At 37.1% G+C, this 17136-nt stretch carries 11 protein-coding genes; 1 reads left to right on the top strand and 10 read right to left on the bottom strand.

Annotation, left to right across the window (positions count from 1 at the left end; translation table 11 throughout):
- The first annotated feature begins 355 nt into the window (after positions 1-355).
- Positions 356-1333: an L-lactate dehydrogenase gene (locus tag JOC34_RS07410; RefSeq protein ID WP_205136117.1), complete on the top strand. Its 978-nt coding sequence runs from the start codon at positions 356-358 to the stop codon at positions 1331-1333.
- A 412-nt stretch (positions 1334-1745) separates the two neighbouring features.
- Here JOC34_RS07410 and JOC34_RS07405 read toward each other — a convergent pair whose 3' ends face one another.
- From JOC34_RS07405 to JOC34_RS07360, 10 genes are all read right to left on the bottom strand, one after another.
- Positions 1746-2522, bottom strand: a complete 777-nt coding sequence (locus tag JOC34_RS07405) for a 3-hydroxybutyrate dehydrogenase (protein ID WP_205136116.1) — start codon at positions 2520-2522, stop codon at positions 1746-1748.
- Between the two features lie 145 nt (positions 2523-2667).
- Complete coding sequence (locus JOC34_RS07400) at positions 2668-4128, bottom strand: CoA-acylating methylmalonate-semialdehyde dehydrogenase (RefSeq protein WP_205136115.1); 1461 nt, start codon at positions 4126-4128, stop codon at positions 2668-2670.
- A 63-nt stretch (positions 4129-4191) separates the two neighbouring features.
- A complete protein-coding gene (locus tag JOC34_RS07395) occupies positions 4192-5544 on the bottom strand; it encodes a GntP family permease (protein WP_205136114.1) in 1353 nt (450 codons plus the stop codon).
- A 24-nt stretch (positions 5545-5568) separates the two neighbouring features.
- Positions 5569-6765, bottom strand: coding sequence for an iron-containing alcohol dehydrogenase (locus JOC34_RS07390; protein ID WP_205136113.1), 1197 nt, complete (start codon positions 6763-6765; stop codon positions 5569-5571).
- Positions 6766-6899: 134 nt separating this feature from the next.
- Complete coding sequence (locus JOC34_RS07385) at positions 6900-8714, bottom strand: sigma-54-dependent Fis family transcriptional regulator (RefSeq protein ID WP_205136112.1); 1815 nt, start codon at positions 8712-8714, stop codon at positions 6900-6902.
- 509 nt (positions 8715-9223) lie between these two features.
- On the bottom strand, positions 9224-10474 hold the full coding sequence (locus JOC34_RS07380; RefSeq protein ID WP_205136111.1) for a nickel pincer cofactor-dependent isomerase, group 22: 1251 nt from the start codon (positions 10472-10474) through the stop codon (positions 9224-9226).
- 188 nt (positions 10475-10662) lie between these two features.
- The gene (pdxA, locus tag JOC34_RS07375; RefSeq protein WP_205136110.1) at positions 10663-11667 is read right to left on the bottom strand and encodes a 4-hydroxythreonine-4-phosphate dehydrogenase PdxA; all 1005 of its coding nucleotides are present in this window, start codon (positions 11665-11667) and stop codon (positions 10663-10665) included.
- 74 nt (positions 11668-11741) lie between these two features.
- A complete protein-coding gene (locus JOC34_RS07370; protein WP_205136109.1) occupies positions 11742-13058 on the bottom strand; it encodes a four-carbon acid sugar kinase family protein in 1317 nt (438 codons plus the stop codon).
- Positions 13059-13375: 317 nt separating this feature from the next.
- A complete protein-coding gene (locus tag JOC34_RS07365; RefSeq protein ID WP_205136108.1) occupies positions 13376-15148 on the bottom strand; it encodes a PrpR N-terminal domain-containing protein in 1773 nt (590 codons plus the stop codon).
- Between the two features lie 412 nt (positions 15149-15560).
- A complete protein-coding gene (locus JOC34_RS07360; RefSeq protein ID WP_205136107.1) occupies positions 15561-16907 on the bottom strand; it encodes a gluconate:H+ symporter in 1347 nt (448 codons plus the stop codon).
- Positions 16908-17136: the final 229 nt, after the last annotated feature.

Raw genomic sequence — 17136 nt, 5'->3', positions numbered from 1 at the left:
AGCATAAAAGTGCAGCATTATGAAAGTTAAATTTACATAACACTGCACTTCCCTTCATCTACTAATCACCCGAAAGAACCTGTAACAATAGCGATTAAACCATTTTTGTTCCTCTTCCATACATTTCCTCTTATAGGCAATCTTACTATTCAAAAAGTGATAAATCAAAGTATCTGTAAGTTATAATCGTTTTGGCCAATTCTTCCACAACGGAAATACTATCATTCATATACAGAGGCTTAAAACACCTATTTTTGTGAAGTGAATATGGAAGTGTTAAAATAAAGATTATATATAAATTTAATTGATGGAATGTTTGCAACCAATAGATGCAGCATAAAACGGAGGTAATGAGATGAAGAAAAATAAATTAGTTATTGTCGGGACTGGTCATGTTGGTTCATATGTACTTGCAGATGCAATGAAAATAAACCTCTTTTCCGATATTGTCTTAATCGATAAAGATGAAAAAGTCGCAACTGGTGAAGCTTTAGACCAAGCACATGCTACCGCCCTAACCTATATGTCCAACACAGCTGTACGTGCAGGCGATTACGCAGAATGTGCTGATGCAGATGTCATTATTTGTGCTGCTGGTCCAAGTATCGTGACATCAGATAATGATAAAACACCGGATCGGGCGTTACTAGCTGAAGAAAATGCTATAATCGTTCGGGAAGTCATGGCCGGTATTACCAAATACACAATGGATGCCATTGTTATTCTCATTACAAACCCACTGGATGCAATGGTTTATATTGCCGAAAATGAGTTTGATTATCCTCAGGGTCGCATTTTTGGAACTGGAACGATGTTAGATTCTGCTCGTTTTCGCCAAATAATTGCTTCCAATTATAATATCGATCCTAAGAGTGTAACTGGATATATGATGGGTGAACATGGGTACACCGCTTTTCCTGTCTTTAGCCGGTTAAATGTACAAGGATTTGGAGAAAGTGAATTAGACAACGTTTTAGTAGGTAAAGAACCATTAAACAGAGAGAGAATGGGCCAACAAGTTGTCCAAGCAGCCTATGATGTCTTGAATGGGAAAGGCTGGACCAACGCTGGCGTAGCACAAGCCGCTGTAACCTTAGCAAAAGCCATTATGCTTGATGAACGCAGTGTATACCCAGTCTGTACAACATTAAGAGGGCAGTACGGATATGATAAGGATGTTGCTTTTAGTATGCCGTGCATCATCGGTCGGAATGGCGTCGAACAGCAATTAGAAATTGAGTTAGATCCGCAAGAAACCGAGTTAATGCACAAATCGGCTAAATATATTCAGAAAACAATGGAAGTAGCTCAAACGGGTAAACATTTTAAGTAGGAATAAGAGTCTGAAGGTTTCACGAAAATTTTACTTTGTGTACTGAATCAAGAGAGAAAACTTATCGCCAAGATCGTATAAAAGAATCTATTGCAGGAGTCCTTCTGGTACTAAATTCGAGGTCTGCACGATGACACCCTCTATCGTATCAGGAGGGCTCCTTTTTTGGATAATTCATTCTACGCCATTTTGCCTCAAATGACGAAAGCACCCTACTTACTTTGAAGCATAAGATCGCTTTTCCCCACGATCATGCAAGTTATTCTATCACCCTGGTCTCGTTCAGATTACACTTTTTCTCGTTTCTACGCTTTTTTTTAGTCTTATACTTCCTAAGCCGATACTCGGTATACACACTATTAGCTTCCAACAGCATCTTAATCGGCGATAAGGTTAGAACTTATAGAAATTACTATTGGGCTGTATATCCGCCATCTATAACAACTGCTTGACCAGTAACCCCTTTAGTCTTATCACTCGCTAAAAACAATGCATAATCAGAGATTTCTTGGATCGATAATAACCTTTTTTGCGGAACTAATGGGAATAGGACTTCTTCAAGAACCTTATCTACGGAAATATTTCTATTTCTGGCTAAATCTTCAAATTGATTTCGAACAAGTGGTGTATCGACATAGCCGGGACAAATAGCATTTACGGTAATACCATGATCCGCTCCCTCCAAAGCAGCCACTTTGGTTAATCCAATAACACCATGTTTAGCACTATTATAGGCTGCTTTTCCTGCAAATCCAATGAGGCCATTAATCGATGACATATTTAAGATACGACCTGTCCCTTGCCTTTTCATAATTGGAAACGCATGTTTTATTGCTATAAACGGTGCCACAAGCATCACTTTAGTGATAAGCTCAAATTTTTCTGTAGGAAAATCCTCCATGGACGAGACGTATTGTAATCCAGCATTATTGAAAAGAATATCAAGTCTTCCATATGTTTCAACCGTATAATCAATTGCTTTCCGCACTTCCTCTTCTTTCGTTACATCACACCCGATACCAATACAATCATACCCGGCTTGCCTTAAATTATTGGTAACTTCTTTTACCTTAGCTTGGTCAATATCCGAAAAAACTACTTTGGCACCATTTTTTACAAACTCCGCACCTATTCCATAACCAATACCGCTTGCTGCACCAGTAATAAACACAACTTTATTTTCTACCATTGTTATAAGCCTCCCGTTATGTAATTCCTATATCTAAATATACTTCTTTTTTCAATTTATAAAAGTGCTTATCATTTAAAAATACCATAAAAGGAATCAGAATATAAACTTCTGATTCCCTTTGACTTCATTTCTAATTAACAGCTTACACCCAACGGGAAGTAAGAACCTTTTGACGCGTATAGAAATTTAAACCATCTTTTCCGTTCGCATGGAGATCTCCATAGAAGGAATTTTTCCACCCTGAGAACGGGAAAAATGCCATGGGCGCTGGTACACCAATATTGACACCAAGCATACCCGCATCGATTGTTTCACGAAACTGACGTACACTTCCACCATCTTTTGTAAAAATACATGCACCGTTTGCAAAGGCTGATTTGTTTGTTAGCTCAACCGCATCATCTAGGTCTTTTACGCGGCTAATCGATAATACAGGTGCAAAGATTTCATCCTGCCAAATTTTCATTTCGCTTGTTACATTATCAAAAATCGTTGGTCCGACAAAATAACCACCATTTTGTTCTATATCATCTTTACGTCCATCACGAACAAGTTTCGCACCTTCGTTTTCACCTGTTTCAATATAATGGAGCGCACGGTCTTTTTGAGTCTCACGGATAACCGGCCCTAAAAATACGCCTTCATCCAAACCATTACCAATTTGTATCTCATTTGCTTTTTGCACGAGCATTTCAGTGAATACGTCAGCAATTGAATCTTCAATCGCAACAACGGAACAAGCCATACAACGCTCGCCAGCTGAACCGAACGCAGCGTTAATAATTTGAGTCACAGCGTTTTCCAAATTTGCATCATTCAATACGATCGAATGGTTTTTCGCTCCTGCAAGTGCTTGTACGCGCTTCAGATTATCTGTACCGCGTTTGTACACGTGCTCAGCAACTGGTTGAGAACCTACAAAAGAAATAGCAGCAACATCTTTATGGTCCAGTAGACCATTGACAACATCATGTGCACCATGAACGATGTTGAACACACCTTTAGGCAATCCAGCTTCTTCTAGCAATTCTGCTAGGCGGTTTGCAAGTATTGGTGTCCGCTCTGATGGTTTAAGAACGAATGTATTTCCTGTTACAATTGCCATCGGGAACATCCATGCCGGAACCATCATCGGGAAGTTAAATGGTGTTATACCACCGACCACTCCGATCGGATAACGATATACACCAGATTCAAGGCCTGAAGCGATGGATGGTAGTTGTTCACCCATCATTAAAGAAGGTGCTCCTGCTGCAAATTCCACATTTTCGATACCGCGAAGCACTTCACCTTGTGCTTCTTTAAGGTTTTTCCCGTTTTCAATTGTTAATAATTCCGCTAGCTCATCCCAATGCTCAACAAGTAATTGCTGATACTTGAACATAATACGCGCACGTTTCGGCACAGGCTCTTCCTTCCATGTTTTAAATGCTTCATTCGCTACTTCTACTGCGTGATCCACATCTTCATCATTTGAGATTGGAACATGCGCAATGACTTCCCCTGTAGCGGGATTGTACACGGCTTCTGTTTTATCCGATCTTGCTTCAATCCATTTGCCACCAATATAGTTTTGAAGTGTTTTTACTTTTGTTTGACTCATAATTAAAACCTCCTATGATTAATTAATACAAGATGACTTGCTAAACCTCTCCACTCTATTCAATTAAAAAATTGAATATAAGAGAACCGCTAAGAACAATACAACTGTTGGAACAACAACACTTAGCTTAAATATAGAACCATAAGCTCTCTTATGTGTTTCTCCAGAAATCGCTCGAATCGTCGTGACAACATATCCGTTATGTGGAAGGGAATCGATACCACCTGATGCTAACGCAGAAACACGATGCATATCGCCAGTTTCTAGTCCTTGTCCCAAATAAATAGGCGCTAAGATAGGTAAAGCAATTCCTAATCCACCAGAAGCAGATCCTGTTATACCACAAACAACTGTTACGCCGATTGCCAGTCCGAGTAGAGGAGGGCCAGGGATGTTTACTACTGCATTTACAACGCTATCAAAAGCTGATATTTGCGCAGCAACGCTCCCAAAGCCAACGACAGCACACGTATTTGCAAGTGCCACTAATGAATTCTGTGTACCGGTTGCAAGCGCCTCCCAAAAATCTTTAAGATATTTATTCATCAATACACATGCAAAGAAAATCCCGGTTGTCAGTGCGATCAACAAGGAAGCAGTAGGATTGATAAAGATGGAAAAGATATTTAACAAAACAATTACTATGACAAGTGGTAAGATTGACAAGATTATATTCGGTAAATCTTTTGCTGTTCCCGAATGTTGACCTTCTTGATCTTCAGCAGCTAAACCTGAAGCTAATTCATCTGCTGTTTCCGGTGAAGTCGTTGGCGGTGAGAACGTTTCCCCTTTTTCAACCGCTTTTCTCACTATCCTACCAAGCCACAATCCCCCAGCAACCATAATAAGTAGTGCGCTAAAAACACCAATAAAGCCTCCTGCTGCAGGTGTGGTACCAAAGAATTCAGTCGGTATAATATTTTGGATTTCAGGAGAACCCGGAGCCGTCATTGTAAAAGAAATGGAACCAAATACCAATGCAGCGGGGATAAATCGATGAGGCAAATTTGCCGCTCGAAACAGTGACCGCGCTATTGGATATACTGCGAAACCAACAACGAATAAGCTTACCCCGCCATAGGTCATTATTGCTGCTGCAGCAACGACTGCAAATACTGCGCGCTTTGTCCCTAAAGTCAGCTTAATCCAGTTTGCAATACTCTCAGCTGATTTGGTTTCATCCATGATTTTTCCAAAAATAGCACCAAATAAAAAGACTAGAAACCAGGATGCAAAATAATCTGTAAAGCCTGTCATGTAATCATCCATCAGCGCGGTCCCCAAGTTCAATCCACTCGTTATAGCAATAACAACAGAAGATATAATCGCACTAATAATAATGTTAATACCTTTCATTGTTAAATATATGAGGATTACCAGTGAAGCAATTAATCCAATCATACCTAATATATTCATGAACTTCCTCCCCTCAGTAATCCCTTACCTCACTTTGCTTTTCAAGGAAAAGTCATACGTATAACAAGTTTGATAAAGCCTTTCAATTTCACTTTGTGTTGGAACTCTTGGACTGTTTGCAGGACTACCACTTGCCAAGGCATCATTAGCCATTTTTCCCCTGGCCGTTATGAATTTTTGTTCATCAATCCCCCATGATTGTAGGTTCGGAATATTCAAATCAGCACAGAGCTGTTTCACAGCCTGAACAGCAGTACTAGCTGCCTTATCGTCTGAATAGCTTTTTGCCTCAGGATAAAATATCCTGCCTAAATCAGCTAAGCGCTCTATAGTTGAATCCATACTAAACTCTAAAACCGCAGGCAACAACATTGCATTGGAATATCCATGCGGAACATGAAACAAGGCGCCAATAGGCCTAGACATCCCATGTACTAAACACACAGAAGAATTTGAAAAAGCAATGCCAGCCTGTAAAGAGCCCAATGACATTGCTTCCCTTGCATCAAGGTTGTCGCCCTCCCTATAAGCTGTCGAGATATTTTCAGTGATCAATTTCATCGCAGAAAGTCCCATTGTATCTGTCATTGGATGTGATCTTTTGGAAATATAGCTCTCAATTGCGTGACTAAGTGCATCAACACCAGTGGCAGCTGTTACGTGTTTGGGCGATGACAAAGAAAGCATTGGATCAACGATGGCAACAACTGGCATAAATGCTGGCTGTTTTATCATCATTTTGACTTCGTTTGACGTATTGGTAATAATTGTTGCATCTGTTGCCTCCGATCCTGTTCCCGCCGTTGTTGGAATGGCAATATGCGGAACTGGCTCTTTGTTGGCTATCTTTTTTCCACCCATATAGTCCCCAATATAACCTCCGTTTGAAGCTAAAACAGCTACAGCTTTTGCTGTATCTATACAACTACCCCCACCTATTGATATAACCATATTACATTGTTCTTTTTTGAATTTTTCTAATGCCTCTGCCACATAGATGTCTGTCGGTTCAGACTCAACACCTAAATAAACCGAACTATCAATATTTTCTTCAGACAAATAGCCTTGGACAGCGTTTACATTTCCGAGTTCATCCATCATCTCATCGCTAATAATGAGGGCTCTTCCCCCCAGTTCAGCTCCTACCTTTCCAACTTCTTTAAATGCGTACCGACCATAATTGATCATTTTTGGCATGTGCATAACCGCATAATTCTTCATTTTATTCACCCCTTTTTTATTGTCACTACTTAATATTGCAAGAAGCATGCCAATATAAAAAGAGCTGCTAAGGTGGTTGTTTAACTTATAAACTGCATTTAACAACACTACACCTGTAGTTATTTAGCTACAGTTTAATACAAGTTATGTTTTTTCAACTTTTGATATAATGTCGTGCGGTGAATACCCAACTCTCGAGCTGCCTTCGATTTATTTCCTTCTGTTTTTTTTAATATTGCTTGAATTATTTCCTTTTCCCTCTCATCATTAAAGCTTTTCCGTCGATTGTTTAGTGTCACCTCTTCTACCCAAGTATTTCCACTGTTTATGTTTGTACCTGTCATAGCATCAGGTAAGTCCTGCGTATCAATGATTTCTCCATCCACTAACACAACGATTTTTTCAATTGTATTAACAAGTTCCCTAACATTTCCATACCAAGGATAATTTTTAAACACAGCCATCGCTTCCAGCGTAATTGACTTGACTGGCTGTCGATATTCGGTACAAATCGTATATAAGTAATGGGAAACGAGTGAAGCTATGTCTTCTTTTCGCTCACGAAGAGGCTTTATCGGTAATTCAATCACATTTATTCGATAAAAAAGATCTTCACGAAAATATCCGGACTTCACCATCTCTTTTAGATTACGATTAGTAGCTGCAATAATTCTGGTATTAATATCGTATTTCTGAGTACCCCCGACCCGTTCAAATTCCTTTTCTTGTAAAACGCGTAATAATTTCGTCTGCATTGTTAGCGGCATTTCTCCAATTTCGTCAAGAAAGAGTGTACCATTTTGAGCCAATTCGAATTTCCCTCGTTTACCACCCTTCCTCGCACCTGTAAAAGCACCTTCTTCATAACCAAATAACTCTGATTCAAATAAATGCTCAGGAATCGCTCCACAGTTTATACTGACAAAAGAACCAGATGATAGGTCACTATGATGATGAATCCCCTGGGCATATATTTCTTTTCCCGTACCGCTTTCTCCAGTAATTAAGATGGTCGCTTTGGTTTTGGCAATTTTTCGCGCCAAGCGCTTTGTCGCAGAAGTGCTTTCACTGACACCAATAATTTGGTCTAATGTGTTTCTTTTGCCTTGTCCTTTGCTTACAGGTAGCGGCTGTTGTTCAGGTTTATTTTCAAGTGTATTTTCCAAAAAGCGTTCATAGATACGATATAATTCTGTAATCCCTTCAAAGATGAGCATACCAATTGCCCCAACCACTTTATCTTCTTTCCAAATTGGAATACGGTGTACAATCATCGCCTGTCCTTGTATATATTGTACAGCTCCTCGCTCTGGTAGCCCCGTTTTAACTGTGTTATTTAAATTTGTATTATCGATGACTTCCTGCACATACTTTCCGATAGCATCTTTTTTATCTATACCTGTAAAGCGGCTGTATGCTTCATTAAACTCTCTAATAATCCCATCTTCATCTACAACAGCAATTCCTTCATAAGCACTTTCTAAAATGACATTAAGCACTTCTGCAGTATGTTCTGTATGAATAAGCTCTTTAATATACCATGAAATCCCTTTCAAAATTTCGCCCTTGGACATAATACCAACTAACCTTCGATCGTTATCCGTTACAAATAAGTACTTACTTTTTAATTGATAAATATCTAGTATGGAATCATTAGCATGAACAACGAAAGGAGTCTCTTTTTGTTCGCAGCATGAAACAGATTTGTCTTTATTTCCATGTAAAATGCTTTTTAATACATTTTTAGATGAAACCACACCCACTGGTTTCACTTCTTCATCAACAATCGGAAGGAAATCTATATCCAATTTTTCTAACAAATGCGCTGCTTCCGCTATTGTTTTATCAGTTGTAATAGAAACAGGCTTAGGGACCATCCAGTTTTCTACTTGAAGCATATTTTCCTTGGCAAAAGGTTTATCTAAACTTAAGATTAAATCCTTCATCATCGGACATCACCCCTGTATTATTATAGAAGCTTGATAAATATATTTGAGACTGATTCAATACTCACTCTACTTTCGGATATAAAAGCGCCCTTTTCTTTGTGATTATCTATTATATCATGTTTTTAAAAATTCAATTTCATTTGGTGTGGGTGTATTTACCTTATTTCATCTTTAACTCCTTTTTCGCCATAATCCGCATATCGTTACTCACAGTTTTTAAAAACCATGAAAAACATTATTATCCTGATGATCGAAAACAAGGTCATCGTAATAGGTAATCCCAACCATTTTTAGAATGAAACATAAATAAGCGTCTTTTATAAAAAGACGCTTCGACACTGCATATTTTATTGGACATCAACGAAACAAATCGGTTATAAACTCTGAACCAAATCCGCCAGCAACATACAACTTGTCTACTATCGTCAAATCAGAAGGAACTACTATTACTGTTGTAATACCTTCCAGCCCTTGATTCCATTTACTATTATTTAAAGCTTTCATACGTGTTACATCGGTAGGAAATAACCATCTACATCAAATTTCATTTCATGCAAATCCTCTAATACTTCAATGTTATCTTTAGCTTTTAACTCATTGAAAATGACTTCAGATACAAATAGCTCCCCGACATGAAGCGTGTTTGGGATCCGTACAATTCTTGCCTCAATAGATGCAACACCCCAATTAGCACGTAGGGCCGCTTCTAATGCTTCTTGATCGTTGTCAAGAACAATTGGAATCTTAGCTCTATCTAAAAACGTACTCGTTACAACGTTTTCATTCATTGTTTTTAAATCAATTTTTTCAAATAAACGCTTCGTTGTTAAATCGGCTAATCCAATTCCTAATGCATTACCGTGGCTAGCCTCACTTAAGTTTGAAGCAATTACATATTTCACACGAGGTTTTTTCGGTTCTTCTACTCCTAATACACGGATCCGACCAATGATATTCGTATCCATACCTGTCCCACTGTAGTTTTTACCAATTTCATCCACTACTAAAATATCCATTTCATCAACTGGAAGACTTGGCATCAAAACAAATGCTTGTTTCAATAATTCTCTTTCGCGTTCTTCAATTTGATCTGGATTGATTGCTTCAATGATTGTTGTTTCTTCATGAGCGTTTTCAACAATTGCTATACCAAACAATGTGTTTGAATTGCGAATGGCTACCTTACCAACTTCAGGCATCATATCACGAATTCCCTTAATACCATGCGTGTGTAAAGCTAATGCTTGTTTATGTTTTCCCATTCCAATGGAAGCCATTTTTAAGACGCCACTTTCAATATCTTTTTTAAAATCGGTATGTGGCTTAACACGGCCCATAACAATGATTCCATCAGCATTATAAGCGTGTTGATCAATATAAACCGGGATACCTGCTGACGTTTTACCAATTTCAACTACATCCATGGAAGAACGGATCTCACACCCTGTAGATTCTTCTGTTACACCTAGTCCATTGAGTACCTCGATTTGCCCTTCAGCAGTAGCACCGCCATGACTTCCCATTGCAGGAATAATAAACGGTATTGCGCCCCTTTTTTTAATTTCATTAGCTACACTTTTGACGATTAAAGGAATATTTGCAATCCCCCTGCTTCCAACAGTGATCGCAATTTCCATGCCAGGCTTTATTTTTTCATCAGCTTTTTCATGAGTAAATTGTTCTGAAATTGTTTCAGCAATATCCTTAATACTTTCTACTTGAAATTTTTGTTTTATTTTAGCGAATTTTGGTAAAGACATTCAATTGCACTCCTTTCATACTAAAAACATTCAATTCCGTTTATCCTTATTTAAGAAACATCCCTTTAAAATGATAACAATATACGGATGTAGTGAGTTCAAAGTAAATTCAAGATAACATCGTTCTTCAACAGAATTTTAATAATAAGGAAAGCAAGAGATCTACGGTACAATCTCTTGCTAAATAATTATGATTCATTCTCAGGAGCTAATTCAATCGCCATGCGAAGAGCTTCTTTTAGCGACAGTTCATCAGCAATATTTTTCCCAGCGATATCAAAAGCCGTCCCATGGTCAACGCTTGTACGGATCGTTGGAAGACCGACTGTAATATTTACTCCAGCCTCTAGACCTAACACTTTAATTGGCCCATGACCTTGATCATGATATTGTGCAACAACAATGTCAAAGTCACCGCGTTTTGCTCTAAAGAATAATGTATCCGCCGGAAGTGGTCCCTGTACATTAATACCTTCTTCCTGCGCCTTTTCTATAGCTGGAATAATTTTTTCTTCCTCTTCACCATTTCCAAAAAGTCCATTTTCCCCAGCATGGGGGTTAATCCCGCAAACTGCGATTCGAGGTGATTTAATTCCTGCTTTTTGTAATGTTTCATGCGCAAGTTTAATAACTGTATATTGACGATCAACATTGATTTTATTAATTGCATCCATAAGTCCAACATGGGTTGTCACATGAATCACTCGGAGTCCAGGAGCAGATAGCATCATTGCGAAATCTTTTGTATTTGTTAATTCCGCTAATATTTCAGTGTGTCCAGGGTAAATGTGACCTGCTTTATGAAGCGCCTCTTTATTTAAAGGTGCTGTACAAATCCCTTGAATTTTACCTTCATTCGCATAAGCAATCGCCTTTTCCAAATAACGAAATGCAGCATTTCCAGCTTCAGGAGAAACTTGTCCCCATGGTAAATCTTCAGAAACTAGATCTAAATCAATAATATCTATTGTGCCATATTGGTGCTTTGCATCTTCAGGTTTTGAAATGCTATTTAATTGAAGTTCAATATTTGTTACACCTAAAGCTCTTTTTATAATTTTAGCATCACCAACCACAAATGGACGGCAAGTTTCATAGATGTCTTTATCATTTAAAGATTTGACGATAATTTCAGGTCCAACTCCTGAGGGATCGCCCATAGTAATTGCAATACTTGGTTTATTCGTAACCATAATTATTCCTCCTATTATCTTATCCTATTTCGTATAAAATGCTTTCCATTTACATTTATATGATTTAAAAATCGTCACTCATTGTTTATATCATGTGCACTAACTTTAGTAATTGTTTGAAGGGCTTTCGAAAGTGCTTGCTCTGTACCAAATGCGCCCGCTTTTGTAACAATTGGAATACCATCAAAAAATCCACCGAATAACCTACCATAAGGAATACCAGCTTCTACTTCACCAATGACACGAATGCCTTCACCATTTAATTCTTTACATGTGGCTCCAGCAATATCTCCACCTGTTAAAACAGCACCACAAATGTCCTTGCTTTCAATTAACCGGCCTGCAATTACACCCATAGATTTAGCAATTGTATGACCTACTTCGAAGTTCGATAAATCAAGTTTAAGTTTAAGTTCCTTCACTCTATTCATTGCCTCTTGCTCACGATTTGTCGTTATTACTAAATCGCCTTTTTCCAGTAATGCTTGACCCGCTTTAACAATACGATCAATCTCAAGTTCTCTCTTATCTTCATAAAAGAATGCTTCAGGAGAGATAACAATTTCCTCTACATTGTTCCCTTTTTTCAAATCTTGAATCTGTCGATGCGTAATCGTATTCACACTACCTGCTACTACTAGTACCGGTGGTCGCTCATCCTCTAGTCTTTCAAGTAATACTTCTTCACGATGAGCAGTGTTTGAAAGATGATAAGCAATCCCAGCTGAACCAACCCACAGGAAATTATCTTGTAAAATTTCAGTAGCTTCGACAATCGTCTTTAGTTCTTCATCAGTAGTTGCATCAATGATAATAATTTTTGATGTTTCACCTGAGGACAACTCAATCATTTTTTCTGATAAATGACTTTTCCCTTTTCGCACATCAGAAATTGAAATTAATGCTACTTCCCGCATACTTTGCTCTTGCAACAATTTCGGAAGATAGCTTTCTTTTACTGGACAGGAGGGATCATTTGCAATTTCTGTTTCTGTTAATAGCACACGATTAACATAGTGTTTTCCATTTACTGTCGTTCGATTGCCTTTTGGAAAAGCCGGTACCACAAATGAAGTTTTATATTTAAATACATCCATTACTGCATCAATTTCTACACCAATATTTCCTCTCATGGTCGAATCTATTTTCTTAAATACTTTTGTAACATCTAATTTGTTCAATTCTGTTGATAGATTAAAAACAATATCATAGGCCTTTCGAGGATTTAGTGCACGACTATCTGAATTTAAAACAGTGGCATCTTCGCTTAAATGAGTTGGTTGTAATTGTGTATCAGAAAAGAGCACGGTCGTGCTTAAACCTTTTTTTGCAAATTGAACACCAGTATCATTTGCACCGGTTAAATCATCTGCTATAACTGCTAGTTTCATCTATTTCTGCCCCCCCTTTCTTCTACAATTTCGGCTTACACGTTTTGCTTATTTGATTCCGACTTATCTTGCCTATTTAATATTGCATTGTATTTTTTGATTTGTTTCTCATTTTAGGTTCTGCAATATACCTATTGTTTTTTTCCTTTGATCTCTATACATTCTTATTATTTCCAAACGCTTATAACGCTTTCAACAATAATAATAAACTAAAACGTTGCATTTAGCAATGTTTTTAAAGTTTAATTATATAATTTAATTAATTGTCTTATTTTGCATCAATAACATCTTGTTTTTTCACATGAAAAAGCAAGCTATTATTTTAGCTTGCGCCACAATGTGGATCGATTTATACCTAAGCGTTTAGCTGCTTTTGATTGATTCATTCCTTCATCTTCAAGAACTTTAGATAGCACTTGTTTTTCAATTTCATCTAATGTACCACTTATATCAATATGTGATAACGCATCATTCCTCTTTTCTTGCTGCTCTAATCTTTTAAAAACAATTTCAACTTCTTCCTTTTCGATATAATAAGATTTTGATTCTAAAAATAATTGTTCGATTACTTGTTTAAGTTGCCCTACATTTCCTGGCCAATCATAGCTGATAATCCTCTCCAAAGCATCCAGCCTAATCCCAACTACTTCATTTCCATATTTCGGATGCAATTCAGAAATAAATACATGGGCTAAATCCTCAATATCTGTTCTGCGTTCCCGAAGTGGTGGTATATGAATTTTCAACTGCGACAATATGTGAAATAACCCGCGATGAAATGTGTCATTTTTAACTTTTTCTTCAATATCATCCTCAGATGATACTAGCCATTGTGGCTTTTTATCATTTCCATTCTTGAGTATATGAAATAACTCCTTTTGCATATAGGAATTCAATTTATCGATATTTTTAAGGAAAATAACACCACTGGCGTATTTTTGAAAAAAGTCTTCATTAATTAAATCTTTCAGTTGTTCTGCACTTATTAAATCACAATGCAATGTAATCAATGGTTCATTCATTGTTTTTCTTTTTAAATAAATGGCGTGGGCAACCAATGCTTTTCCATTTCCCTCTTCCCCTGAAATCCAGACAGGTTCTTCACTTTTACTGTATTGATTTACTTGATTCAACACCTTCTGAATTTGATCACTTTTTCCTGAAATAGGTATACGGGAAGCGGATGTATACAATTCTATTGCGTTCAGGTTAATATTCTCACTTTGTACAATCGATCGGTTAGGATCTGTTTTTTCAAAAAACAATACAATAGCTCCTTCAGTAGGACATGTCATTACTTTCCATAATGAATGATTAATGTAAAGCGTTTTTGCTTGCTTTTCATGTGTTAAAGAAGTTTCTTGTATTAACTTTTTTACATCTGTCGTATTACCTGATTCCATCCAATAAAATTCCTTATTGAAACGTTCATTTCCATAAACCAATTTCTCTTCTTTATTGAAAACCCCTATTGCCTGTTCATTACAATCGAGAATAGATTGAAATAAAGAAATTCCTTTTTGTAGTCCCGAAAATAAGCGATATGATCTTCTTGCTTCTTCTAACGCATCAATAATAGCTTCCTTTCCGGATGTAATCAGAACCCCTGTCAGACCTAATTTTTTAGCTGCTTGAACCGTAATCACATCTCCGATTACCACTTCATAGCCATTTTCTTTTAAATACGTCAATTTCTCTTTAACTTCAATATCCTTTGTAATTGTTAATGTTTTAATGTCTAAATCAAGCAGCTTACATATGGTAGAAGCACCTTGTGTAATATTCGAGAACCCAACGATAGCGGCTTTACCTGAAAATCCTTTTACAAGTGTTAAAATACGTAACACATCATAACCAGACACTTGAATGTCAATCACTGGAATAGATACAGCCTCTTGAATCATTGAAGCTGTACCGCCACGGCTAATGATGACATGATAACCAGCATTTTCAGCATGCTTTGCAATAGCCACTCCTTCATATAAATTACCTAATTCGATTTGTAATTGAATATCTTCCACTTCTTCACTGATTTCTTTCATCATTTCAAACAATCCCTCATAAGGGACAATTACCAATGCTTTTATCATTTTTTCCTTCACCTTCTTTAACAAAAATCGAGATAAACATCCTTATTAAATTTTACTTTTTTAAAGAAATATATCATCCCACCTAGAACTAAGTAAGGGGATTTTTTATCTATTCTTTTTATTGGTTCAAGAAGCATTCTATGCATTTTGCAACACAATACAATTATAAGCCAATTTTCCCCAAAGTAAAAGCAGTTGGTAAAGCGATTTCAAGGTGTGTTTTCATATCTGTAAATATAATAGATATGAAATATCAGATTCTTACCTACTAAAAACCTATGACACTATTGTTGCATCAATATATTGTTTCATTTAATTTATCATATTTAACTTGCAAATGTTGTGGTTCACCTTAATAAATTGTAAGCAATATAAAAAGCGACCATTTTATAAAATGGTCGCTTCTGTTACTTTATAAAACCATATCTAATAATAAAGTACATATCAATCCTGATACAGCGACTATAGTGGATAGTACGGTATATGTCCCAAATGCTTCTTTTAGGGTCATACCTAAAGATTCCTTAACCATCCAGAAGCCAGCATCATTAACATGTGATGCAATTGCACTCCCAGCTCCTGTCGCAAGTGCGACTAACTCTAGGTTAACGTCAGGCATTCCAGCAAGCGACGGAATAACCAATCCTGCAGTTGTTAAAGTTGCAACAGTGCCAGATCCTAAGCATATACGTAATATTGCTGCGACCATCCATGCAAAGAAGATAGGCGACATAGAAGATCCTTCAAAAATATTAGCGACATAATCACCAACGCCACCATCAATAAGTACTTGTTTTAGTGCACCGCCGCCACCAATAATCAAAAGTAGCATCCCCAAGGCATTAATTGCCGAAGAACAAGATTCCATTAATTTATTAATAGGAATCTTCCTCCTCAATCCCATTGTATAGGTTGCCATCAATAAAGAAAGCAACATTGCAGTCGAAGAATTACCAACAAAACGAATAATTCTCACTAACATATTATCCGAAAACCCTAGAGCTGGTTGAATCATATCGACTACAGCACCTAAAGCCATTAACATAACAGGGAATAGTGCAGTAAATATACTAATACCAAAACCAGGTGTTTCCTCTATTTTGAATGTTTTTTGAACACCAAAAGACTCACTACCTTCCCTAGTAAATGCAGTTGGCACAATCTTTTTAGCAAGTTTAGGATACAGAATACCCGCTAAAACAACTGTTGGTGCAGCAACAATAATTCCGTAAATTAAAACCAAACCAATATTTGCACCATATTCTGCAGCCACTACTGTTGGTCCCGGATGCGGAGGTAAGAAAGCATGTGTTGCTAAAGCAGCAGTAACCATAGGTAGTCCTAATTTTACAATAGAAATTTTTAATTCCTTTGCAATCGAGAATATAATTGGAACTAATAAGACAATAGCAACTTCAAGGAATAATGCAATACCAACTATAAATGAGGCAAATAGAACAGCCCATTGAATTCTTTTTTCCCCAAATTTGTCAATTAGGGTAATAGCAATACGATTAGCTCCGCCAGAATCTGCAATTAATCTGCCGAGCATTGCGCCCATCCCGAATATTAATCCAATATGACCAAGGGTCCCGCCTAAACCGCTTTCAATCGAATCAACAATATCTTCCATGGGCATTCCAAGTGCTAAAGCTACAATGAATGAAACAATAATTAATGAAACAAATGTGTTTAATTTAAACTTCATAATTAAAATAAGTAATAGTAGTACCCCTATTGCAACAATGATTAATGGCATATTAACCCTCCTGATTTAAACTTTAGTAGTTTTATAGATGAAGATGTTGTAATTTATTTCTATCATGACGACGTATACAGATTGTTCCTACCTCCTATGTTATACGCTTTCAACAACTGACTACCCGGTTGAATTTGTCACCACAATTGATAGTGCTTACAAAAGGGGTTAAGTATTAAAATTTATTTTAAACTACTTATCCTTTATTCCTGGTTACTCATTTGCAAAT

It is taken from the genome of Virgibacillus halotolerans, assembly GCF_016908515.1.
In the GTDB taxonomy this organism is placed as follows: domain Bacteria; phylum Bacillota; class Bacilli; order Bacillales; family Amphibacillaceae; genus Virgibacillus_M; species Virgibacillus_M halotolerans.
The sequence above is the reverse complement of the archived record's forward strand: the minus strand, read 5'-3'. Positions and strand labels throughout refer to the sequence as shown.